The sequence below is a fragment of the Microbacterium resistens genome, from assembly GCF_021172025.1.
Lineage (GTDB): Bacteria > Actinomycetota > Actinomycetes > Actinomycetales > Microbacteriaceae > Microbacterium > Microbacterium resistens.
The window spans coordinates 3,646,679-3,666,389 of the sequence record NZ_CP082781.1; the positions used below are offsets into that span (position 1 = coordinate 3,646,679).

A 19,711-nucleotide genomic window follows, 5' to 3' on the forward strand; every position below is an offset into this window, starting at 1 on the left:
TTACCAGTCGGTCTCTTCGCCGTCGGCGGTGCCGGTGGCGTCTTCGGCGGGCTCGTCGCCGGTCTTCGTCTCAGCGGCCGGGGCCGCCTTGTCTGCTGGCTTCGGCCCGGCCTTGTCGTTCGGCTTCGGCGCGGCCTTGTCGTTCGGCTTCGGCGCGGCCTTGTCGGCCGTCTTGGGCGCGGCCTTGGTCTGCCCCTTCGGGGCGGTCTTCTTCTTGACCTCGGTCACCTTGTGCGAGCGCTTCATGCGCTCGGCGTCCTTGTCGTCGAGCTGCAGGGTGTGCTCGATCCCGCCGATGTCGACGGTGTACTCCTTGAGTGCCACGGCGCTGTTCCTTTCGTGGGTGGCCGGGCCTCGGCCCCGACAGTGCCGGGGCCGAGGCTGGGGGTTACTCGCCAGCGGTGATGTTGACCTTCACGAAGGCGGCCGGGTACTTCACCTGCAGACCCAGGCGGCGGCGAACGCGGACCGTGATCTTGTCGTTGGTGAAGTTGTCGGCGTGCGAGTTCGTGGACTCGACGCGGATGCCGCCCTTGCGGAAGACCTTTGCCGAGCGGAACGCGCCGACCAGCGGCTCGCCCTGCGGGGCGGCGAGGGTCACGACGGTGCGCAGGCCCCACACGGGCGGGTTCTGCATGATGCTGCCGTTGCCGTACTGCCCGGCGAAGTAGCCTCCGCCGAAGTACTGCCCGTTGCCGTCCTTGCCGAGGCGCAGGTCCTGGTAGTCCAGCGGGTGGATCATCAGGCCGTCGGCCGAGAACTCGGTCGCGGTCTGCACCTTCTGGATCGCCTTGAACAGGGCGTCGGCGACGGAGTCCGTGCCGCGGGCGTGCGTCTGCACACCGGAGCGGTTGCGGATGCCGAGGAGGTTCGTGCCCGTGCCGTCGCCGGAGAGGATCTGCGCCTCCGACTTCGCCGCGAGGTCGTACAGCGCGGTGCTGTTGATCTCCGAGACGACGTAGTCGAGGTCTTCGGCCATGTCGTCGGTCATCGTGAACCAGCCCGCGACCTCCGACAGGGCGTCGGTGCGCCAGGTCGGGTCGGCGACGTGGAGCTGCGGCTTCTGCCCGCCCTCCGCGACGGTGCCCGTGCCGCCCTCCAGCGCGCCGAACACCGGGTAGGTGATCGCCGTGCCGGACACGGTGCCGTCGCCGAGCAGATCCTCGACGACCAGGCGCTCCCGCTTCGGGAGCACGAAGCCGCGGTCCACGTCCGTGATGAGCGGCCCGTACGCGCCCTCGTGGCCGCCGACGGCCTGCGTGTCGGTCGCGGCCTTGAACTCGGGCGCGGCGATGGTGCCGCGCTCCTTCAGGCTCCGGGTGCCGAGGTGCTTGACGAAGTGCTCACCGAGCGACTTCGCGCCGTCGCTGGACGGCCCCTCGGGCGTCGGGTCGACGTCGGACTTCATCCCGCCGATGCGCTCCATGAGCGCCTTCGACTTCTCGCCGCGCTCGATCTGCTCGCGCAGGTCGTCGGCCTCGGCGTTCTTCGCTTCGAGGTCCGTGATCTCGTCGGCGGTGAGGTCGCGGTTCGACGCCTTCGCGCCCGCGACGATCGCCTGCATGCTCTTGAGCAGCGCGGCGAGCTTCTCCTTGGGGTTCATTCGATTCCCTCCCTGGGGATCAGGCGGAGGCCGTCATTGCTGTAGGCCTTCGCTGCGATGGATAGCTGCCAGGCGTCTGCGGCGGACGGGCGTCCGTCGCGGCCCTCGGACTTGACGCGGCCCGCGCCCTCGTCCTTGACCGCGGCGTTCCCGCTGGCCTTCTCCTGGTCGGTGCCTGCGCCGTCGGCCCCGTCGGGGTCATCGGGCAGGACGCTCTTGATCGACGCGAGCGCGGCCTCCATGGCGGCGGCGGCGTCGCGCAACGTGGTCTCGTTCTTGGCGGACAGCACGCGGCCCGCCTTCACGCCGTCGACGAGCGCATCGACGGCGGACTTCACGGCCACGACGGAGGTGTCCCGGTTCGCGCCGACCGGCACGAACGAGTACTCGAAGACGTCGAGGTCGCGCAGCTCGTACGCCTTCGTGCCGTCGTCGAGTTCGACCACGTCCCCGTCGAGGACGTCGTACGCGAACGACAGCTCCCGGATGCGGCCGGACTTGACGAGCTTGTAGACCTTCAGCGCGGTCGGGTCGTCGAGGTCGAACTCGCCCTTGACCCACCAGCCGTGCTCGTCCTCGCCCTCGTCAATCGCCGTGGCGACGTACATGTGCGGGTCGTCCATCCGGTGGCCGAACAGGCCCGGCAGCTTCACGCCGATGTCGCGGCGCTTCACGATGCCGCGGAGGAACGCGCCCTTGGCGACGACGTCGCCGTAGGAATCCGGCGTGCGGGTGAACGTGGACGGGTAGACGAGGAACTGGCCCTCGGTAAGCCCGTCCGCCTCGCTGGTCTTGAACTTGACCGGCAAGCTCTTGATCTTCACGGTGGCTCCTTTCAGCCGAAGGTCACTTCGACGTCGCAGGTGCACCCCGCGACCCCGTCTGCGCCGAGCACCGGGTCGCCCGGCCACTTCGCGCCGTTGGAGAACAGGTCGTCGAGGCCGACCGTCTCTCCGTTCATCGCGGCGTGCTCCGGCCGGGGGTTCCCGGACGTGACCAGCCACGTCTTGCTCGCGCCGCCGTTCTGCCGGGCGGCCTCGACCGTCGCGAAGGCCGCCACGGTGGTGAGGAGGGTCCCGGCGATCACGCCCTTGCGGGACTCCTCCGCGACGTCGAAGACATGCGCCGGATCGTCGACCCCCTCGGGGCCGTCGCCATCCAGCACCGCCTCGATCTGCGCTCGGGTGGTCGAGTTGATGGCCCCGGCGCGGGACTTCGCGACCTCCCGGAGGAAGGCCTCCGTGCGGGCGACGTCGTAGTCGGATTCGGAGAAGCCCATCGACGCGGCGACGTCCTTTCCGATCACCGAGGACACGGACACTGCGAGGGCGAACAGGTCGTCGCCGAGCTCACGGTCCCAGCGCTCCGCGTCCCACCACTCGCCCGCGGCCTTCGCGCCGAGTGCCGACAGCACGGTCTTGCGCTGCCGCTCGAAGAACGCCGCGATGACCTGCTCGGCCTTCTGCGACTGCGGCTGCGTGACCTGCGACTTGGCCCGGACCTTCCACTGCCCCGACTTCCGGGCGGGGAGCGCCCGGACCACCCGCAGCTCGCCGATGTCGTCCAGCGCCTTCGGTGGCGCGGAGTCGCGCGGTGACGCCTGCCCGCCGATTAGGACGTTCAGCGGGACGACGAGCTTCTCGGCGTCGCCGCCGAGCGCGGGCATGTTGAACTTCGCGCGGGCCTCGTCGGCGGTCATCCACGGGCGGCCGACCGAGGTGGAAATGACCGCGGCCTGCTCCTCGAAGTCGCCCTGCAGCTTCTCCTGGATGTTGAACTCGGAGTACGCGCCGTTCGTCTTAGCGACCCGCGGCACCAGGAACGTATTGATGCGGTCCTCGATCCGCGCGAGCGTCGGCCCGAGCGTTTCGGAGTACAGCATCTTGCGGAACTCCTTGGTGTTGCTGAAGTTCGCGTTGTCGAGGATGCCGACCATGACGGGGTTGACGTGGTAGACGGCCGCGACGGTGGCGAGCGCGAGCTTCGCGACCTCCGACCACTCGTCCTCCCGGGCCGAGAAGCCCAGGCGGTTCAGGGTCATGCCGTCTTCGAGGATCGGCGTGCCGCCCGCCTTCTTGCCGTCCGCGCCGGTCCAGCGCTCCTTCCAGTCGCGGGCGAAGCGCTCACGCGCGGCATCCGACCAGACCGCGTCCTTCGGGCGGGTGATGTACGCGCCGACGCGGCCACCGCGCTGCCACACCTGCTCGCGGTACGACCACGCCTGCACCTGCTCCGCGAGAACCTGCTTCAGCGTCTCCACGGGCGAGGTGCCGTGCTTCGGACGCCCGGGGTTCCAGCCGTGGAACACGAGCATGTTGTCGGCGGGCACCTCGGTACGGGTGCCGTCCGGGTTCTGGACGACGAACTTCCCGGCGGCGAAGAACGTTCCGCCGCGCTGCTCGACCACCCACGCAGGGGGAATCGGCTGAATCGTCCAGCCCGACGGACGGTCCGGGTCCTCATAGACCGCCCAGTAGGCGACGTCGTACAGACCCATGTCGGACGCCAGCGCCTCCAACAGCTCGTACTGCGTCATTGACGCATTCGGGTACTTCAGCAGCAGCGCGAGGGGATCGTCGCGTAGCCGCACCCGGTCGGTGTCGCTCACGCGCGCGAACGTGCCGAGCCCGAGGTGAGCGACGTTGCGGGCGACGAACGACAGCACGATCCGCAGGTGCGGCTGCGTCCGGTACAGCTCCTCCGGGGTCAGCCCGAGGATCATCTGCCGGAACGTCGGCCCCAGCCACTCGATGTACTGTCCGCCGCTGCGACCAAGGAGGGCGTTCAGCCCGTCACGAAAGCCCACGGTCCCCCCTAACTAGTCGAGGACCAGCAGGCCCCCGCTCTCGTATGCCGACTCGTAGGTCGGTGATGGATTGGTCATCAGCAGCCCGACGGCCGCGATGGCGGCGATGAGCGCTGACGGATCGGTCGGTGATGCCTTGCGGTCGATGACCCAGCCGTCGCCGAGCGCCTTGACGGTCGCCGAGTTGGCGGGCACATCGAGCACCGGCTGTCCGCCGTGCGTGAGGCGTACGAGCGGGTCGTGCTCCGCGACGGAGGAGCGCAGCAGGTCGAAGAACACGCCGTGCCAGCCCGCGAGCTGCGAGCCCTCCCACGGGTACGGGTCAAGCCCGGCGTCGTCGAGCGCCTCCCAGAGGGACGAGATGGGCGCGCCGCGGCGCTGCAGCGCCAGGTGCTCCGGCTTCACGCGGCGGTCCTTGGAGGTCAGCCAGGGTATCAGCCAGTCGGGGCCGGTGCGGCTCGCGGCTATCTCGACACGGGGACGGCCCTCGGTGTCCCAGTACGCGATGGCGACGTGCACCATCGTGCGGTCGTGGGACATGTCGATGCCGTAGCAGGCGGGCCGCAAGAGGTCGCGACCGACACCGCGCGCCGTACGATCCGCCCGCGTGTCCAGCGACGCCGCCCAGGATCCTGCGGGGAACGGCCCCAGCCCGGCCATGTTCACGAACTGGCACAGGACTTCTGTGCGGAACACCCACTCGGGGTCGGTGCTGGCGGCCGCGCTGATCGAGCGCACGTCGATGGTGTAGCCCAGCGACGGGTTCGCCTCGCACCAGCCGTCCCGGTCCCACACGTCCCGGTCCGGTGCGGCTGACCACTCGAAGATGCCGAGCGAGTCGTCGTCGCCGTCGCCGAGGTCCGGCGGCAGCTCCACCATCCCGTCCTGCCCATCGGGCCAGTCGAGCGCGCGGTGCGCGAGCGAGCGAAGGTGGCGGAGGACGATGGACGCGAGGTCGCCTGCGTTCGACGCGGCCCAGACCTGAGCGAGCCGTCGCGCCATAGTGGTCTTCGTGACCGCGGACCACGCCTGCCAGTTCTGGTGCTCGCGCAGCTCGTCCAGGAGGACGAGGTCGCCGGAGAGGCCGCGGCCGCCGCGCCGGGATGCCGCCGCGACCTTGTAGCGCTCGCCCGTGTTCAGCCGCAGCGCCTTCTTGCCGTTGGTCCGGTCGACGTGCTCGATCAGCTCGGCGAGCTCCGGGATGGACTCGGCGATTTCGACCGCGCCCATCCACTGCTCTTCGGCGATGTCGAGCGACTGGGCCGTGCCGATCACGAGCGGCGCGCCGTCGGCGTACATGCGCCACAGGCTGAGTACCTGCATGAGCGTGCTCTTGCCGTTCTGCCGCGCGACGAGCAGCAGCACCGTCTTGAACCGGTACGTGCCGTCCTCGTTCAGCTCCAACGCGCGGATGAGCAGTGACTTCTGCCACGGCAGCAGCTCGATTTCGAGGATTTCCTCGGCGAACTGGATGCAGTCGAAGCCGCGGGAGGTCTCGGGCGTCAGCTCGCGCTTCGGCGGGGTGAAGATGCGCGGCTCGGTGCAGCCGACACGACGGCGGAAGGAGTCGGCCCGCGTGGGGCCGCCGACGGCCTCTAGGTACGCCGGGCCGGGGCCGCGGGTACTCCTACGCGGTGCGGCCGCCCCGGAGCGCCGTGAGCTTCGCCCTCTTGTCGCTGTCGCCACTCTTAGCCTTCGCCTTCAGCTCAGCCCGGGCAGCCGGGGTCGCCCCCAGCTCCCGAAGGATGTTCATCAGGTGCGGCAGGAGGTACAGCGCCTTTGTCTCGGCGAGCGCGTCCCCCGATGCGGCCGCGGTGTCGATCCGCTCCGCGATGCGGCGGCCGGAGGCGATGATCGACGTGTCCTCCGGCTCGGTCTGCAGCGACGCGACCGTCGCGTCGTAGGCGTTCGTCATCACGGACTCACCGCGGGCGGCGATGCCCGCGAGGCGCACCCGCGCCTCGGCGAGCTTCTGCGCCTGATCGACGGCCTTCAGATCGCCGCCGAGCGCAGCAGTCCACACGGCCCGCTGCAGTTGGTCTAGGCGGTCAAGCTCCAGCGCGCGGACCTCAGCGGGATCGGCGCTCGTGCCCGATGCGGCGAGCGCGCGACTGATGCCCTTCTCTGCCTGCGCCGTGGTCTTGTAGCCGAGCTGCGCGGCGATGCGCTGCGGGGAGATGCCCGCGCGGCGCAGCTTCAGGGCGTCAGCGTCACGGGCGGCGTTCTCAGCGGTGGTGCTCATGGGGGAGCCTCCGGGAAGCTCACGCGCGTGCGCGCGATGGGGTGGGTGGCGCGGAGGGGGATAGGTCACTGCCGGCGCTCGGTCCTGTGGTGTCGGTCGCAGCGGTCCTGACGCCCCTACCCGTCCGGCGGGTCAGGCCGCGAGTGCGTCGGACTTGGCGATGTTGCAGGCCAGGTGCGAGCACTGCACATTGCGGCGTAGGTGTCCGCCTCCCCGGCTCATCGGCACTATGTGGTCGAGGCTGACGCTGCGCGGGTGCGGGTACTCCAAGGCGCGGTCTACCGGCTCCTCGCAGATGCCGCACACCCAGCCGTCACGTTCGAAGATGTGAAGCCTGTTGATCGGCTCGTACGGGACTCCCCAGCGGCGGGCGCGCGCACGGTAGCGCCGGTTACCCTCGCTGGCCCAGGGCACGCCCTCAGCCCGCCGGGCAGCGCGGTAGTGCCGGTAACAGAGCGACCTCGCTAGGGGCGCATGAGTGCAGCCGGGCGTGCTGCAGACGCCGGGCTGCAGCTTCGGCGCGCCGCGCCGTCGGCCCGTCGGGACGTACCGCGCACGGGCATGCAAGTTGTACTGCTCACGGGCACCCGGCGCGGCCATGCGCCGCTTCCACTTCGCCTGTTCACGGCACCCGGCTGAGCAGTATGACTGACCCGCCCGGCCCTCGAACTCCGTCCCGCAGCGGGCGCAGGTCAGCTGCCGCGGACCCTGCCGGGTACGCGGGCGCGGTGGTCGTGCCGGTGAGCATCGCGCGCATAGGAGGCGCGGTCGGCCGGGTCCGCACCGCGGCGGTAGGCGTTCACCGCACTTGCGGCAAGTAGGCTCGGGCATAGCCCTCCGATCAGCTCAGATGATCCGGTTGGGTCAGGCCCCGGGCCGGTGTTGGTAGCACCGCCGGGGCCGCATTCATGTTCGCTCGATCCCGGCTGCAAGGCGAGCCGACGGGCCGCCGGTAGGCTCATGCCGTGAGTGAGAGCATCAAGGCTGAGTCCCTGAACGGGTCCATCGAGTTCCTGGGTAACGGTGTCGTCATCAAGACGAAGGGTGGATCGAAGACGATCCCGCTGGACCGGATCCAGGGTGTGGAGTTCAAGAAGGCGGGCATGACTGCCGGTTACCTGCGTGTGAGCACGGCCGGGTCGGAGGCTCCGGCGGTCGGGGGCTTCGGAAAGGTGCGGAACAAGACCCAGCAGGTGCAGCTGGACTCTGACGCTGTGCAGTTCTCTCGGTCGTCGAAGAACGCGGAGTTCGAGGCTGTCGCTGACGCGATCAACCGGGCACTGCTGGGTTAGGTCAGCGTTCCCTTCCGCAGCGTTCGCACCGGATCGGGGCCGGGGCGTGCCAGTGCGCATACCCGTAGAAGTCCCACCGGTGCAGACCGATCAGGCAGAACAGCCTCATGCGCGGATGACCTCGCCGTGTGGGCTGGCCTGGATGCAGGGCAGCAGGTCCTCCATCAGGTGCGGGTACCGGCGCTCGGCCTCCCATTCGACGAAGACCGTGTCGGCGGCCAGCCCTCGGCCCCCGCGGCCGCCCGCCGACACGACGCTGATGCTGCCGCCGTTCAGGTAGCCGATGCGCAGCCTGCCGTTGGCGCGGGTGATCCGTCTCACAGCGAGCGCGATCACCGCGGCCTCCAGCTCGTCGAGTGCGTGGCGGGCATGGGTCGAGGTGGCGGACACCACGAGGACGCGGTGACCGTGCACGGCTGCCCGTTCGTTCAGGGCCTGGGCGATGATCTTGTTCATGGGGGTTCCCGTCTTCGGGGGTGTGCAGGATAGTTCCCACCCGCACGAACGGGAACTATGCTGCGCACGGGTTCAGGTGAGGCGGTTGAGCCACCGGCTGAGCGTGCGCACGATAGGTCGCACGGGCCGGTCGATGAGCAGCGCGCGCAGGCGCAGCAGCGACAGGGTGAGCGGGTCGCATGCCCAGTCCGGCGCGACGTCGACGTCCAGCTCGGAGCCGAGGTACAGGTAGTACCCGCGGCCGACAGCGTTCAGGGTGGGGTCTGCGATGACCTGCCGTTCGAGGCTGTCGTAGTCGGACCGGCTGACCACGACGGTGTGCGGCCGCCACGGGTGCGGGTGCAGGGTGACGCCGTAGCGATCCTGCACCTCAGCGGTGAGGGCGGCGCGACGCTGGGCGATGTACGTGCGGTATTGGTCGACGGATCCCGTCCAGAGGGCGACCTCATCGAGCACGGCGTAGGTGTGGCGCTGGCCCTGCCGGGCGGTCACCGCTTCACCGCCGGGGCGCTGTTGGCGAGCTGCTCCAGCGCGTCGCCGAGCTCAGCGTCGGCGCTGCGGTCGTCGGGCTGCCAGTGGGCCTGCTTCGCGGTGACTCGGTACGTGCCGGGCACGCCGCCCATGAAGGCGGGGAACGAGTCCGTGCCGTCCGGGATGGTGTAGCTCTTGCCGTGGAGGGGTCCGCCCTTGGCGGTGACTGTGCGGGACATGCTGTAGCTCCTTGAGGTGGTGGGTGGCACGGACGGCAGGACTCGAACCTGCAACCGGCGGTTTTGGAGACCGCTGCTCTTCCTGTTGAGCTACGTCCGCGGGTGCGGGGTTGCCGCCCCCGGGCGGACACCGCCCGGGGGCGCGCTGGTCAGCCCGTGGTCCCGGGGGTCGGGACGTAGCTGAGCTCGCCCTGCCAGGACCCGAACCGGCAGTTGAGCGAGCCCTTGGAGTTGCTGTAGGCGGTGACCGCGGTGCGGAGGACGAAGCCGCCGCCGGGCCAGCGCCCGAGGTTGGTCCACGCCGGGGCGATGCCCCAGGCCTTGGTGGCGACGCCCGAGAGGACGGGCGTTCCGTTCGGCCTGCAGATCCAGATCGAGAACTTGGCGGTGTCCCAGGTCTCGCCGAACTCGATGTTCATCGGTCGGAACCAGATCTCCTCCGGGTCACTGAACCGGACAGTGTTCCAGGTGACGGGGCCAGCGTTGCAGGCACCGTAGGACTGGCCGACGTTCTGGTCGGCGGCGGGGAACTTGGTCGTGCGTCCCATGTTGTGTTCCTTTCTTCCCGGGCGGGTGCCCTGCGGGCAAAGAAGAAGACCCCGCCCGTGTGGGCGAGGTCTTCGTGGTCTGTGCCGAGTCAGAGGTACTGGCGTACGAACGGCTCGTCGGGGTTGGGACGGAGGTTCAGGACCTCTCCGGGCTGGATCGTCCATCCCTGCCGCCACTCGATGGCCCCGATTCCGGTGGCGCAGAAGCGGGTGTTGATCGAGGCGAGCACGTCTCCTGCGGCGACCGTGTAGCTGGTCGGTCGTCCCTCGTCGTCGACGGTGGTGGTGCCGGTCGCGAACTCGCGCGGCCCCGTGTCCTTCAGCTCTCCGTGGAGCTCGGCGTACACCTCCTGGCCGGGGTTCTCGTTGTTGGGGCTGGTCAGCTCGATCACGGCGTTGGAGCGGCACGCGCCGTTGCCGTCGGCGTCTGCCGGGATCCCGAGGGTGCCGTCGTTGAACCAGGCGTACCCGTCCGGCTTCTGGCCGACGGTCTGGGCGGTCGTAGGGGTCGGATCGGGCTGTTCCGCTGCGGCGTACGCGGGAGGGTTCAGCGCCACGACGGTTGCGCCCGCGGCGAGCGCGAACGCAGCGAGGACGCCTCCTGCGACGAGAGCGATCTTGGATGCCTGGCTCATGTATTCGATGTTGGCATCCGTCACCGGGAGAAAGCCAGCCGGTCACCAGTCCTCGGTGACGGTGCCGAGCTGAGGGCGCGGTGCCCGGTTCCCGCGTGAGCGGTTGCAGCGGACGTGGGCGGGGCGCAGGTTGTTGCGGTCGAGCGCGAGGTGCGGGTGCGTGCTGCGCGGCTTCGCATGGTCGACGTCCAGGGCCTCGGGGTCGCCTGCGGGGGCGTCGTAGTCGATGGGCTGCCCGTCCATCCAGCATGGGAGGTTCTTCGCCCGGTATTCGGCGGCGACCTCGGCGCGCAGCTCCCGCCATGCGCGGGTGCTGAGCAGCTGCCCCATCAGCGCTTGATGCCTGCCCGGTTGCAGCGCTGGCAGGCGCGGCGGTTGCAGGGCTGGTCGCAGTGGGCGCATGCGCTGTAGCCGCGCTCGACGGTGATCGGGGTGCCGCACTCGCAGCGGTAGGCGGTGGCGTTCATGGCGTCCTTCCTGGCTTGCTTTGTCGGCGGAGAGGAGTAACGTATGTACCAGTAAATGGGACATACGAAATGGGGCTAGGGATGAACGGGTACGAGACCAAGGCCGAGCTGGGCCACGACTGGATCCGCACCGAGCGCACGGTCGAAGCGCTCGACACGATCCGCGACCTGCACGACATGCAGTCCTTCGCCGACGACGTCAACGCGACGGTCCTCGACAACGCGGGCCAGCAGATCGTCATGCAGGTGAACGGCTGGGCCGTCATCCCCGCCGGGCAGCACGCCCAGGAAGCCGCCGACCTGATCGACCGCGCCGTCGAAGCGCTCGACGCACCCGGCGTCTAGCAGATCGCCGCCTGAGCAGCACGGCCCCCGGGTGCGACCCCCGGGGCAGGCACGAGCCGCACTCGCGGCCAGCAGTACCCGCCCGGCCGAAAGGCCACCAACCGAAGGAGCTAGACATGGCACACGAAATCGACGAGCTCGCCCCCGGCGTCCACGGCTTCGCCTCCGCGCGGGTCGACGCCTGGCACCGCCTCGGCGTCACCCTCGACAGCACGTTCGACGCGCAGCAGGCGATGGACGCCGCGCACCTCGGCGGCTGGAACGTCCGCAAGGCCCCGATGTTCTACCAGGATGACCCGGAGAGCGCGGCCTCGCCCGTGCCGGTTCCCGACCGCTGGGCGACCGTTCGCACCAACCCGGTCACGGGGTACGTCGAGTACCTCGGCACCGTCGGGTCGCATTACACGCCGATCCAGAACGAGGAGCACGCCGAGCTGCTCAACGCGCTCGTCGACGAGTCCGGCGCTCACTTCGAGACCGCCGGGTCGCTGCGCGGCGGCCGCGAGACGTTCATCACCATGAAGATGCCCGACACGATGCAGGTGGGCGGGAAGGACGCGGTCGACCTGAACCTCGTTGCGCTGAACAGTCACGACGGCAACTCGGCGTTCCGGTTCCTCGTGTCCCCGGTCCGGGTGGTCTGCGCGAACACGCAGGCCGCCGCGATCCGGTCGGCGAAGGCCACGTTCAGCATCCGCCACACCGGGAAGGCCGGTCGCGAGCTGCAGGAGGCGCGCGAGGCGCTCGGGCTGACCTGGAAGTACGTCGAGGCGTTCCAGGCCGAGGCGGAGGCGCTGCTCGCGAGGCGCTACACGAACAAGCAGTTCGACGCCTACGCCGCGCAGCTGTTCGGGATCACGGACGAGGGCAAGGCGTCGAAGCGCGCGATCCAGAACCGCGACGGGCTCATCAGCCTCTACCGCGACAGCGACACCCTCACCGGCATCCGCGGCACCCGCTGGGGCGCGTACCAGGCCGTCACGGAGTACGTCGACCACTACGCCCCCGCGAACGGCGAGGACCAGGCCCTCGCGCGCGCCACGCGCACGATCACAAGCCACAAGGCCGACGGGATCAAGAAGGCCGCGTTCGCGCTGCTGTGACCATCACGGGGCCGGGGGTGAACGCCCCCGGCCCCGCCCGCTCAGAGGAAGGAATGAAGGAATGAACGAGCCGAAACGGCAGACAGAGATGGGCGCGGGGTGGGCGTTCCCCGGGCTGGCTCGCAAGGCGCACTACTTCGCGGACCGTGATCTGGTTTCCGCGTGCGGTCGGTGGATGTTCGCCGGGCCGCGCGACCCCGAAGACGGGCGTCGGTCGCCCGACGACTGTGCGGCGTGCGTGAAGCGTCTCCCGCGCGTCGAGGGGGCGGGGTGACTGCCCGCGGTGTGGCCCGGCGGGCCGGTAAGGTCATCCGCATGGCAGGGCAGGACTACCTCGACATCGCGGGCATCGCCGAACGGATCGGCGTCAAACCCGCGTCCGTGCAGACCTACCACACCCGCGCGGGACGCAACCGGCGCAACGGCACCCCCCAGCCGTGGGACCTGCCGGAGCCGGACGCACGCTTCGGCGGCGCGCCCGTCTGGCGCGTTACGACCATCGAGGCGTGGGAGAAGGTCCGTCCCGGCGCGAGCACCGAAGCCGCAACGGCGGCTCGGCGAAAGGAGAAGGAGTGACCGCCACGCAGTACGAGGTCGCGGTGGAGACCCAGGAGGCCTACACCTCCGAGAATGCGGAGGACGCGGTCGCGGGTCTCGTTGCATACGCTCCCATCGCCGTGGGCTCGCCCGGCACGAACCTGACGATAGTCATTCGGCTCACAGCGTCGGGACTCGCCCAGGCGGCCGCAGACGCCGAGAGGGCGGTCGCGGATCTCGCCGGGATGAGAGCCCTCGCGCTTGAGGTCTCGGCCGCAGGGCACGGACTGGCGAGGGCCGAGGCGATCTGATGGAGGCCCGGCCAGGTGCACAACGTCTGGCCGGGCCTCCGGTCTATCCGGCCGTGAGCTCCAGCAGCTCAGGCCGGTGCACCGGGGCCGAGTCGAACGACGGCTCCCAGGTAGCGAGCTTGTCGTCCTGCGGGCGGACCGGCACACGCTGCGGGACGTTCGCGAGCTGCGCGGCCTCCCGGATCAGCTCGACGCCGAGTGGGAACAGATGCCGCGACCACAGCGCGGAGGCATCCAGCCCTGGCGGCACGACGAGGTGCCGCTGAAGGGCGATGGGGCCTCCGTCTACCCGGTCCGTCAGGTGGTAGATCGTCCCGCCGACGACCCGCTCGTGCATCCTGGCCTGCCACTTCACGGCGTCCCGGCCCCTGTGCAGAGGCAGCAGCGACGGGTGATACCCGAGCGCCAGCGGGGCGCAGGCGCGCGTCCTACGGCCGACGAAGGCGTGGCTGTGGGCGGTCAGGATGAGGCCGACACCGTCGGGGACGTGTTCGGGCGCGAGACGCCGGACGTCGGTCCACGGGATCCCGGTGCGCTCACCGTACGTGGCGAGAACGTCGCGGCCCCCTCGGCGTCCTTCGGCGGGGGAGCACAGCCCGGCGAGGGCGTGCCCGTCCCCGGCGAGCGCTTCCGCGACAGCGAGGCCGAACGAGCCGGACCCGGCCAGGTAGATTGACGTCACAGTGAACTCCTTGTGCCTGGGAGGTGCTCGTGATCGAAGCGATGGTCGATGCCGCTGGGGAATCGGCGACCCCTCTCGCCCTGTCGATCGTCGCTCTCGCGGTATCGGCGCTCGCCGCGGGGTTTACGGGCTGGCAGGCGTACGGCGAGCACGCAGCGCGGTCGCGCGCGAGACGGGCAAGCTGGGTGTTCGAGACCCAGCGGCGTTCGCCCGCGGACACGCGCTACCACAACTGGCTCCTACGAAACGCAGGCGGCGGTTCGGCCACCGACGTTACGCTGACCGTCGGCACGCCGCTCCTAGGGAAGACCGAACAGGTATACCGGGCAGCGAGCCATGTCCCGCCCGGCGGGGCGGCTCTACTCGTGCGGGGGCTGGGCGGCCTTCCCTCCAGCCTCCACAACTTCGATGAGGAGCGCGGCGGGTGGGCGCTCGCGACGGACCGGGCAAGCCGCGAGACGGGCGTGCGCATCTTCGACCAGTGGGGCGTGGTCAGCTGGACTGATGAGCGCGGGAAAAGCCGAACCCAGCGGATACCGCTCTACTAGGCGTCGCGCTCCCCGAAGTAGCGGAAGCCCTGCACAGCGCGCAGGTGGCCGCCGAAGCCGGAGCCCGCGCCCGGTGCACCCGACCCGCGGTCCGCGGAGCGGTGCAGGGAGCGCTTGGACGCGCCCTTGTTCGTCCCGGCGAGCGTCCCGCTGATCTGCCGCCACAGCGGGGACCGACGGAGGGCCGCGCATAGCTGGGGGTGCGACGTGTGGAACTGGGTCGTCATCCGGCGGCCGGGCAGCACGCCCTGTCCGGTGCGTTGGAGCTCGGCGACGTGGTTGAGGAACCGGACGCCGATGCCCGCGCCTTGCCATTCAGGCAGGACGACGAGGCGCGACGCTCGGGCCTCGACGGCGTTCACCTTGCGGCCGCGGCGGTCCTTCGTAGAGACGTTCTTCGTGCCGACGCCCAGGTGCGCGACCGGCTCGCCCTCGACGAACGCGACGTAGCACTTCGCGCCGATCATGGGCGGGATATCTAGATAGTGATGCGGCTTGAAGAACGGCCATAGGTCCCACCCGCCCAACCGGACCTCCACGTCGATGCGTGGGCGTCGCCACGTTTTGCCCTCCTTGTCGGAAGCCAGCTGGAACTGCTTGGTGCCGGTGTCGATGACCCAGTCGGGTTCGACCCAGTCGAGGATGTCGTAGTGGCAGGACAGGAGGACGGCCTTGCCGCCGGTGCGCCGCCACGCCTTCGCGAACGCGCCCGCGCCGACCTTCGCGATCTGCCGGTCGACTACGGACGTGAACTCGTCGAACACGACACGGTCTGGCTGCTCGGCGAGGATGCGGGCGAGGTCGGCGCGGAACCGCTGGCCCATCGACAGGACCGAGTACGGGCGCAGCCACACGGGGACGTCTCCGAGACCGGCGGCGGCGAGCGCGCCGGTGACGGTGTTGAAGTCGCCGCGGGGGGCGATCCCGTCCACGATGGGAGCGTCGTCGGGCCAGCCGTCGGGCTCGTAGAAAGCGGAGCCGCCCCAGAGCTGGCGGCCGATGCTCGACTTCCCGGATCCGGACGGGCCGACGACGACGCCGATCTTCCAGTCGCCGCCGTCGAGGTCGATGGGGAGGTCGAGGGCGAGCTGGAACCGGGTCGCCTGGTCGTTCGTGGCGTTGAACAGCGACCGGACCCGCTCGGCCCGGTACGAGTCGTACGGGGGGACGGACTGGTCGACGCGGATTGCGGTCGTCATACAGTCACCACCCGGCACTCGTAGCCGTCGGCGCGGAGGCGCTCGTACACGGCCTCCTGCTCGCCTTCGTCGGCGCAGATAACGGTCACGCCGTACTGCGACTGGTACTTGTCGTCCTCGGGCTCCAGGAAGTCGGCCGCGCCGGGCGCGCCCTCGTCGTCCTTCACGAGGTCGTCCAGGTCGTCGAGGTCGTAGCCGGTGCCGTCGAGGTCGCCGTCGAGGCCCTGCAGGAGAGCGAGCAATGCGTCCTCGTCGTACTCGGCGACGTCGTTGGCACGGTTGTCGACGGCGACGATCTTCGCCGCCTGCTTCTCGTCGACGTCGACGATGGACACGAGCACGGTGTCCCACCCGAGCTTCTGGGCGGCCTGCAGGGTGTGGTTGCCCGCGAGGACTTCCATCGGCACGCCGGTCTTGGTGCCCTCGTTCACGACGAGGGGCCGGTACTGGCCGTGCGCCTGAAGGGACGCGACGATCAGGTCGACGTTGCCGCGTCGCGGGTTGCCGCGGTACGGGCGAAGCTCGGTCGTGGGGACGTCGACAGTGCGGAGGATCATGCGGTGTTTCTCCCTTGTGCGGAGGGCTTGCTTTGTCGTCGTGGAGGAGTAACGTATGTACTACCAACCAGTACACACGAACAGGAGCCAGGAATGAACGCACTCGACGAGCTCGGCGAGCTGTACCGCGACGAAAACGGGCACGAGGTCTGGCGCATCCGCGACCGCAAGGGCAACGTTCAGCACGAGGGCGTCGCCAGCGACCACGACGCAGCCTGGCTCGCCGAGCAGATCAGCGCCCTGTAAGCGGGACGTCGCGCCCGCGGGGAGTCGTCTCCGGTGCCTGACCGGCCCTCGACCCGCGGGCACGAGAAACGCCCCGCACGGAGCTAGGTGTGCGGGGCGTTCCGGGACAGAGTAATCCATCCAACGTGAACTACCGTTGCATGATTTGCGAGTTTTTGTCCACCCCGACACGCGGGCGGCCCGACCGCACGCTCCCGGCCACTTCGAGCAGCCGGTCGGTGCGGACCGTCATCCCCTCGGCGGTTTCGGTCGCGCGCAGCTTCCCGTTGCGGATCCAGCGGTAGATGGTGTCGACCGACTTCCCGGTTGCGACCGCGGCCTCGGCGACGGTGAGCTCGCGCTTCTGGATCACGCGCGGCACGGTCACGCGATTGCTCCCATGATCGCGACGAACGCCCAGGCGCACGCCGCGACGAACAGCCCGCCCGCGCAGACGACGACGATCATCCCTATCGCCTGCCCGATGGCTTCGGCCGCGTTCTTCGGCTTGGTCATGTTCTTCTCCTTGTCGGTGGTGTCGGTGCGGGTGGTCTCGTCCCGGTCGCTTCGAGGTAGTGGTCGGCGAACTGGCTGTTCGAGTGCTCGTGGCTGGCCGCCGGTCGCTCCCAGCCGCACGAGCACGTGGCCGTGATCGTCTGGCCCTTCCCGCCGGAGCGAAACAGGGTGGCTGGGTAGTGGCCGGTCACGGCACCGGGCCAGGACTGTCAGGGGTTGGGGGTACTGTGCCCGCGTGGATCCCCGCCTGACCGTCGAGCCCGTTACCGTGCGGCGTCACGAGCCGGAGCGGTGGAACGTCCGATTCGAGGGGCAGGTCATCGGCTACGTCATCCACAAGCGCGTCGGGTCGCGGCCGGTCTGGTTCTACGACGCTCACGTCCTGGTCGGTGGCCAGGACGTGAGCCTCGATCTGGACACCAGCTTCGACAGCCGGTGCGACAAGATCCTCGGCGCGTACCTCGACCCGGCCGCCTTCCCCCAGACCCGGTACTGGCTCCGCCTGTAGCTGCTCACTCCGGTCCGGGCGGTTGGTGCACGCTTCGAGGCGCTCTTCCCACTCGTCAACGTCGGCGGTCACCGGCCAGTCGGACACGGCCCCGCATGGCACGCACTGCGCCTTCACAGGACCGCTGCCGGGTCCCATGCCGTACCCGACAGACCGCCTCGAACCGCAGCGAGAGCACCGCCACGCGGCGCGCTGTCCCTCGGTGACATGCGCGCTCATCGGGCGGCTCCGTCCCAGTCGCAGGACAGGCCGCCCGCATAGCCGCTGCGGTAGGTGATGCACGTCACCGTGCGGCCGTCCGTGAGGCTGATCGTCCGTTCGTACAGCTTCGACGACCGCTGGCCCGCGTCGCCGTCCACGGCCGGGCTGCCGCCGGACGCGCACCCGCTGAGCACGAGACCGCCCAGCGCCAGAACGACGAGGGGCGACACGCGGCCCCGCCTCGCCGCGTTCACGCGGTCACCTCCGGAACCAGGCGGACGAGGCCGCCGAGGTTGGTGTGCGCGTGCAGGGCCTTGTCGCGGGCGTCTCGCTTCTCGCGGCCGCCGAAAGCCTCGGACCAGCCACCGTCCTCGTTCAGCCGGTAGGTGTTCGTCTGACCGAGCCGGGCGAGGTTCTTCCGCGGCGCGTAGATGCCGGGCTCGGTGGGAAGCGGCAGCACCGCAGGATGGGCCTCGAAGTAGGCGTGCGCCGCGGCGTAGGGCGTGAACAGCGACGGCCCGATGTCGCGCTGGACGATGTAGGTATCCAGCGAGTGTTCGCTGAGCACCCTCACTTCGTTGTCGTCCACCGGGTAGACCGGATGGTCGGGGTAGTCCGGGCTGCGCCAGCGGTAGAGCTTCTCGTCGCGTCGGGCCTGGAGGTAGTCCCGGACCTTGTCGAGCGCGGTGCCGCCGATGGCGGTGGACCGGCCCGAGGAAGCAGCCAGCTCGACGATTTCGATTCCGTCGCCGAGCGGCTTCACGGTGATGGTGGTCATGATGCGATAGCTCCTTCGGTTGCGGAGGCCTCGGCCTCCAGGTGGTGTCGGTACGCTGCGAGGTCGTGCTCGACGATGAACGGGTCCCAGCTCTTGCCGCAGGCGGGGTTGATGCAGCGGTAGACGAGCGGGTCGAGGTACTGCAGCGGCGGGCGGCGCTGCAGGGTCATCGCGCCGCAGCCGCCGCGCTCCTTGTTGCAGCGGGCGTAGGGAAGCATCCGGGCCTGCTCCTCCATGGGGAACGCGGCGAGCGCGGACTGGACGGCGCGGTAGAACCGGACGGCGCGCTCGGCGATGCCGAGGTTCATCGGGTCGCCGGTGCGGGCCAGGTCGACGGCGAGTTCGACGCGGTCCTTGACGTGCTCGATGGTGTCCCGAGAGCCGAACCCGTACGCGGTCGTCCCGCCGTTGCGGACTTCGAGGAAGTCCAGGGGGTCGCAGGCGAAGGCGAGGTCGCGGAGCGCGGCCCAGGTGTCGTCGGCGGTCAGCCAGGAGACGGGGACGATGACGCGGGATCCGGGCCGGGTGGGGTTGCGGCCGGTGTCCGGGCTGGTGCTTCGCTCCACCGAGCGGAGGTGGGTGATCAGGTCGACGGCGAGGTCGAGCGCGGCCTGGTACCGCTCGTGGCAGGACTCGCAGAGCATGCCGCGGGTGGCGGGCTGCGGGAGGCAGCCGGTGCACTCGACGGCTCGGCGCGCTCCGGCGTCGTACTGGATGCCGCGGCAGGTGCTGAGGTGCTCGCCGTGGACGGTGCAGGAGCGGCCCATCAGGGCGGTTACGCAGGGGAGTGTGAACGTCACCGGTCGGCCTCCTTCGGGTGGCAGTGGCAGCGCCCGTTGCGGGCGCACTTGTACGGGGTCCAGCAGCAGGCGCGGCTGCAGCGGGTCGGTGGGGGGTCGTGGGGCCGGGTGGGTGGTACCCAGCCCCGTTGCGGACGGTGCATCGCCTAGAACGGGGTGTCGTCGCCGAAGCTGTCCGCGCCCCAGGCGTTGTCGGACGGTGCCCAGGCGTCGTTCGTCGTGTAGCCGCCGCCGTTGCCCGCTGCGGGGGCGTTCGACCCGCCGCGGGCGGTCTGCGAGGCGGCGCGGGTGACCTGCGCCGTCGCGTAGCGGAGCGAGGGGCCGATCTCGTCGACCTCCAGCTCGATCGCGGTGCGGTTGTTGCCCTCGCGGTCCTGGTAGGAGCGCTGGCGGAGGCGGCCCTGGGCGACGACGCGCATGCCCTTCGTCAGGCTCCCGGCGACGTGCTCGGCGAACTCGCGCCAGACCGAGCAGCGGAGGAACAGGGCGTCGCCGTCCTTCCACTCGTTGGTCTGCCGGTCGAAGTTCCGAGGGGTGCTCGCGATGGTGAAGTTCGCCACGGGAAGCCCGCTCTGGGTGTAGCGCAGCTCCGGGTCAGCGGTGAGGTTGCCGACGGCGGTGATGATGGTCTCTCCGGCCATG

The 19,711-nt window shown here is 70.0% G+C and carries 31 protein-coding genes and 1 tRNA gene; 8 read left to right on the forward strand and 24 right to left on the reverse strand.

Annotation, left to right across the window (positions count from 1 at the left end; all coding sequences use genetic code 11):
• The 7 genes from K8F61_RS17135 to K8F61_RS19165 form a co-directional block, all read right to left on the reverse strand.
• Positions 1-324, reverse strand: coding sequence for a hypothetical protein (locus tag K8F61_RS17135; protein ID WP_231820044.1), 324 nt, complete (start codon positions 322-324; stop codon positions 1-3).
• Between the two features lie 64 nt (positions 325-388).
• Entirely contained in the window at positions 389-1,603 is a 1,215-nt protein-coding gene (locus K8F61_RS17140; RefSeq protein ID WP_231820045.1) for a phage major capsid protein, read from the reverse strand.
• Entirely contained in the window at positions 1,600-2,427 is an 828-nt protein-coding gene (locus K8F61_RS17145; RefSeq protein ID WP_231820047.1) for an HK97 family phage prohead protease, read from the reverse strand. The genes K8F61_RS17140 and K8F61_RS17145 overlap by 4 nt, the downstream gene beginning before the upstream one ends.
• Before the next feature lie 11 nt (positions 2,428-2,438).
• A complete protein-coding gene (locus tag K8F61_RS17150; protein ID WP_231820048.1) occupies positions 2,439-4,409 on the reverse strand; it encodes a phage portal protein in 1,971 nt (656 codons plus the stop codon).
• A gap of 12 nt (positions 4,410-4,421) precedes the next feature.
• A complete protein-coding gene (locus tag K8F61_RS17155; RefSeq protein WP_231820050.1) occupies positions 4,422-6,095 on the reverse strand; it encodes a hypothetical protein in 1,674 nt (557 codons plus the stop codon).
• The gene (locus tag K8F61_RS17160; RefSeq protein WP_231820051.1) at positions 6,037-6,651 is read right to left on the reverse strand and encodes a terminase small subunit; all 615 of its coding nucleotides are present in this window, start codon (positions 6,649-6,651) and stop codon (positions 6,037-6,039) included. Before K8F61_RS17160 ends, K8F61_RS17155 begins: the two co-directional genes overlap by 59 nt.
• Before the next feature lie 132 nt (positions 6,652-6,783).
• Positions 6,784-7,482: an HNH endonuclease gene (locus K8F61_RS19165; protein ID WP_418888054.1), complete on the reverse strand. Its 699-nt coding sequence runs from the start codon at positions 7,480-7,482 to the stop codon at positions 6,784-6,786.
• A 134-nt stretch (positions 7,483-7,616) separates the two neighbouring features.
• Here K8F61_RS19165 and K8F61_RS17165 point away from each other — a divergent pair, with 134 nt between their 5' ends.
• Positions 7,617-7,943 (forward strand): DUF4429 domain-containing protein, encoded by a 327-nt coding sequence (locus tag K8F61_RS17165; RefSeq protein WP_231820052.1) that lies wholly within the window; start codon positions 7,617-7,619, stop codon positions 7,941-7,943.
• 105 nt (positions 7,944-8,048) lie between these two features.
• Here the strand turns inward: K8F61_RS17165 and K8F61_RS17170 are convergent, their stop codons facing one another.
• From K8F61_RS17170 to K8F61_RS17205, 8 genes are all read right to left on the reverse strand, one after another.
• The gene (locus K8F61_RS17170) at positions 8,049-8,399 is read right to left on the reverse strand and encodes a hypothetical protein (RefSeq protein ID WP_231820053.1); all 351 of its coding nucleotides are present in this window, start codon (positions 8,397-8,399) and stop codon (positions 8,049-8,051) included.
• Positions 8,400-8,471: 72 nt separating this feature from the next.
• Positions 8,472-8,891, reverse strand: a complete 420-nt coding sequence (locus tag K8F61_RS17175) for a hypothetical protein (protein WP_231820054.1) — start codon at positions 8,889-8,891, stop codon at positions 8,472-8,474.
• Complete coding sequence (locus K8F61_RS17180) at positions 8,888-9,109, reverse strand: hypothetical protein (protein ID WP_231820055.1); 222 nt, start codon at positions 9,107-9,109, stop codon at positions 8,888-8,890. The genes K8F61_RS17175 and K8F61_RS17180 overlap by 4 nt, the downstream gene beginning before the upstream one ends.
• Before the next feature lie 24 nt (positions 9,110-9,133).
• Positions 9,134-9,209, reverse strand: a tRNA-Trp gene (locus K8F61_RS17185).
• 49 nt (positions 9,210-9,258) lie between these two features.
• Positions 9,259-9,657, reverse strand: coding sequence for a hypothetical protein (locus K8F61_RS17190; RefSeq protein WP_231820056.1), 399 nt, complete (start codon positions 9,655-9,657; stop codon positions 9,259-9,261).
• A gap of 89 nt (positions 9,658-9,746) precedes the next feature.
• Positions 9,747-10,292, reverse strand: coding sequence for a hypothetical protein (locus K8F61_RS17195; protein WP_231820057.1), 546 nt, complete (start codon positions 10,290-10,292; stop codon positions 9,747-9,749).
• A 42-nt stretch (positions 10,293-10,334) separates the two neighbouring features.
• Positions 10,335-10,622: an HNH endonuclease gene (locus K8F61_RS17200; protein WP_231820058.1), complete on the reverse strand. Its 288-nt coding sequence runs from the start codon at positions 10,620-10,622 to the stop codon at positions 10,335-10,337.
• On the reverse strand, positions 10,622-10,759 hold the full coding sequence (locus tag K8F61_RS17205; RefSeq protein ID WP_231820059.1) for a hypothetical protein: 138 nt from the start codon (positions 10,757-10,759) through the stop codon (positions 10,622-10,624). The genes K8F61_RS17200 and K8F61_RS17205 overlap by 1 nt, the downstream gene beginning before the upstream one ends.
• A gap of 81 nt (positions 10,760-10,840) precedes the next feature.
• Between K8F61_RS17205 and K8F61_RS17210 the strand changes: the two genes are divergently transcribed.
• From K8F61_RS17210 to K8F61_RS17225, 4 genes are all read left to right on the forward strand, one after another.
• A complete protein-coding gene (locus K8F61_RS17210; RefSeq protein WP_231820060.1) occupies positions 10,841-11,104 on the forward strand; it encodes a hypothetical protein in 264 nt (87 codons plus the stop codon).
• Between the two features lie 116 nt (positions 11,105-11,220).
• Positions 11,221-12,207 (forward strand): DUF932 domain-containing protein, encoded by a 987-nt coding sequence (locus K8F61_RS17215; protein WP_231820061.1) that lies wholly within the window; start codon positions 11,221-11,223, stop codon positions 12,205-12,207.
• A 315-nt stretch (positions 12,208-12,522) separates the two neighbouring features.
• Positions 12,523-12,783 carry a hypothetical protein gene (locus K8F61_RS17220; RefSeq protein ID WP_231820062.1) on the forward strand — a complete coding sequence of 87 codons (261 nt, stop codon included), beginning with the start codon at positions 12,523-12,525 and terminating at the stop codon, positions 12,781-12,783.
• Positions 12,780-13,055 (forward strand): hypothetical protein, encoded by a 276-nt coding sequence (locus tag K8F61_RS17225; protein ID WP_231820063.1) that lies wholly within the window; start codon positions 12,780-12,782, stop codon positions 13,053-13,055. The genes K8F61_RS17220 and K8F61_RS17225 overlap by 4 nt, the downstream gene beginning before the upstream one ends.
• A gap of 43 nt (positions 13,056-13,098) precedes the next feature.
• On the opposite strand, the gene K8F61_RS17230 is transcribed toward K8F61_RS17225, so the two are convergent.
• Positions 13,099-13,737, reverse strand: a complete 639-nt coding sequence (locus K8F61_RS17230; RefSeq protein WP_231820064.1) for a formyltransferase family protein — start codon at positions 13,735-13,737, stop codon at positions 13,099-13,101.
• Between the two features lie 29 nt (positions 13,738-13,766).
• Here K8F61_RS17230 and K8F61_RS17235 point away from each other — a divergent pair, with 29 nt between their 5' ends.
• Entirely contained in the window at positions 13,767-14,285 is a 519-nt protein-coding gene (locus tag K8F61_RS17235; protein WP_231820065.1) for a hypothetical protein, read from the forward strand.
• On the opposite strand, the gene K8F61_RS17240 is transcribed toward K8F61_RS17235, so the two are convergent.
• Complete coding sequence (locus K8F61_RS17240; protein WP_231820066.1) at positions 14,282-15,484, reverse strand: GNAT family N-acetyltransferase; 1,203 nt, start codon at positions 15,482-15,484, stop codon at positions 14,282-14,284. The two genes, K8F61_RS17235 and K8F61_RS17240, sit on opposite strands and share 4 nt — an antisense overlap.
• The gene (locus K8F61_RS17245; protein ID WP_231820067.1) at positions 15,481-16,041 is read right to left on the reverse strand and encodes a ParB N-terminal domain-containing protein; all 561 of its coding nucleotides are present in this window, start codon (positions 16,039-16,041) and stop codon (positions 15,481-15,483) included. Before K8F61_RS17245 ends, K8F61_RS17240 begins: the two co-directional genes overlap by 4 nt.
• A gap of 93 nt (positions 16,042-16,134) precedes the next feature.
• Between K8F61_RS17245 and K8F61_RS17250 the strand changes: the two genes are divergently transcribed.
• Positions 16,135-16,287, forward strand: coding sequence for a hypothetical protein (locus tag K8F61_RS17250; RefSeq protein ID WP_231820068.1), 153 nt, complete (start codon positions 16,135-16,137; stop codon positions 16,285-16,287).
• A 130-nt stretch (positions 16,288-16,417) separates the two neighbouring features.
• On the opposite strand, the gene K8F61_RS17255 is transcribed toward K8F61_RS17250, so the two are convergent.
• Entirely contained in the window at positions 16,418-16,654 is a 237-nt protein-coding gene (locus tag K8F61_RS17255) for an excisionase family DNA-binding protein (protein ID WP_231820069.1), read from the reverse strand.
• Positions 16,651-16,782, reverse strand: a complete 132-nt coding sequence (locus K8F61_RS19085) for a hypothetical protein (protein ID WP_269456629.1) — start codon at positions 16,780-16,782, stop codon at positions 16,651-16,653. The genes K8F61_RS17255 and K8F61_RS19085 overlap by 4 nt, the downstream gene beginning before the upstream one ends.
• A gap of 235 nt (positions 16,783-17,017) precedes the next feature.
• On the opposite strand from K8F61_RS19085, the gene K8F61_RS17260 reads away from it, so the two are divergent.
• A complete protein-coding gene (locus K8F61_RS17260) occupies positions 17,018-17,290 on the forward strand; it encodes a hypothetical protein (RefSeq protein WP_231820070.1) in 273 nt (90 codons plus the stop codon).
• A gap of 215 nt (positions 17,291-17,505) precedes the next feature.
• Here the strand turns inward: K8F61_RS17260 and K8F61_RS17265 are convergent, their stop codons facing one another.
• The 4 genes from K8F61_RS17265 to K8F61_RS17280 all read right to left on the reverse strand — a co-directional run bounded on the left by K8F61_RS17265 (position 17,506) and on the right by K8F61_RS17280 (position 19,710).
• Positions 17,506-17,721 carry a hypothetical protein gene (locus tag K8F61_RS17265; RefSeq protein ID WP_231820071.1) on the reverse strand — a complete coding sequence of 72 codons (216 nt, stop codon included), beginning with the start codon at positions 17,719-17,721 and terminating at the stop codon, positions 17,506-17,508.
• Between the two features lie 20 nt (positions 17,722-17,741).
• Positions 17,742-18,269, reverse strand: a complete 528-nt coding sequence (locus K8F61_RS17270; protein WP_231820072.1) for a hypothetical protein — start codon at positions 18,267-18,269, stop codon at positions 17,742-17,744.
• Positions 18,266-19,069: a hypothetical protein gene (locus K8F61_RS17275; RefSeq protein WP_231820073.1), complete on the reverse strand. Its 804-nt coding sequence runs from the start codon at positions 19,067-19,069 to the stop codon at positions 18,266-18,268. Before K8F61_RS17275 ends, K8F61_RS17270 begins: the two co-directional genes overlap by 4 nt.
• Before the next feature lie 146 nt (positions 19,070-19,215).
• Positions 19,216-19,710 carry a single-stranded DNA-binding protein gene (locus K8F61_RS17280; RefSeq protein ID WP_231820074.1) on the reverse strand — a complete coding sequence of 165 codons (495 nt, stop codon included), beginning with the start codon at positions 19,708-19,710 and terminating at the stop codon, positions 19,216-19,218.
• Position 19,711 lies beyond the last annotated feature (1 nt).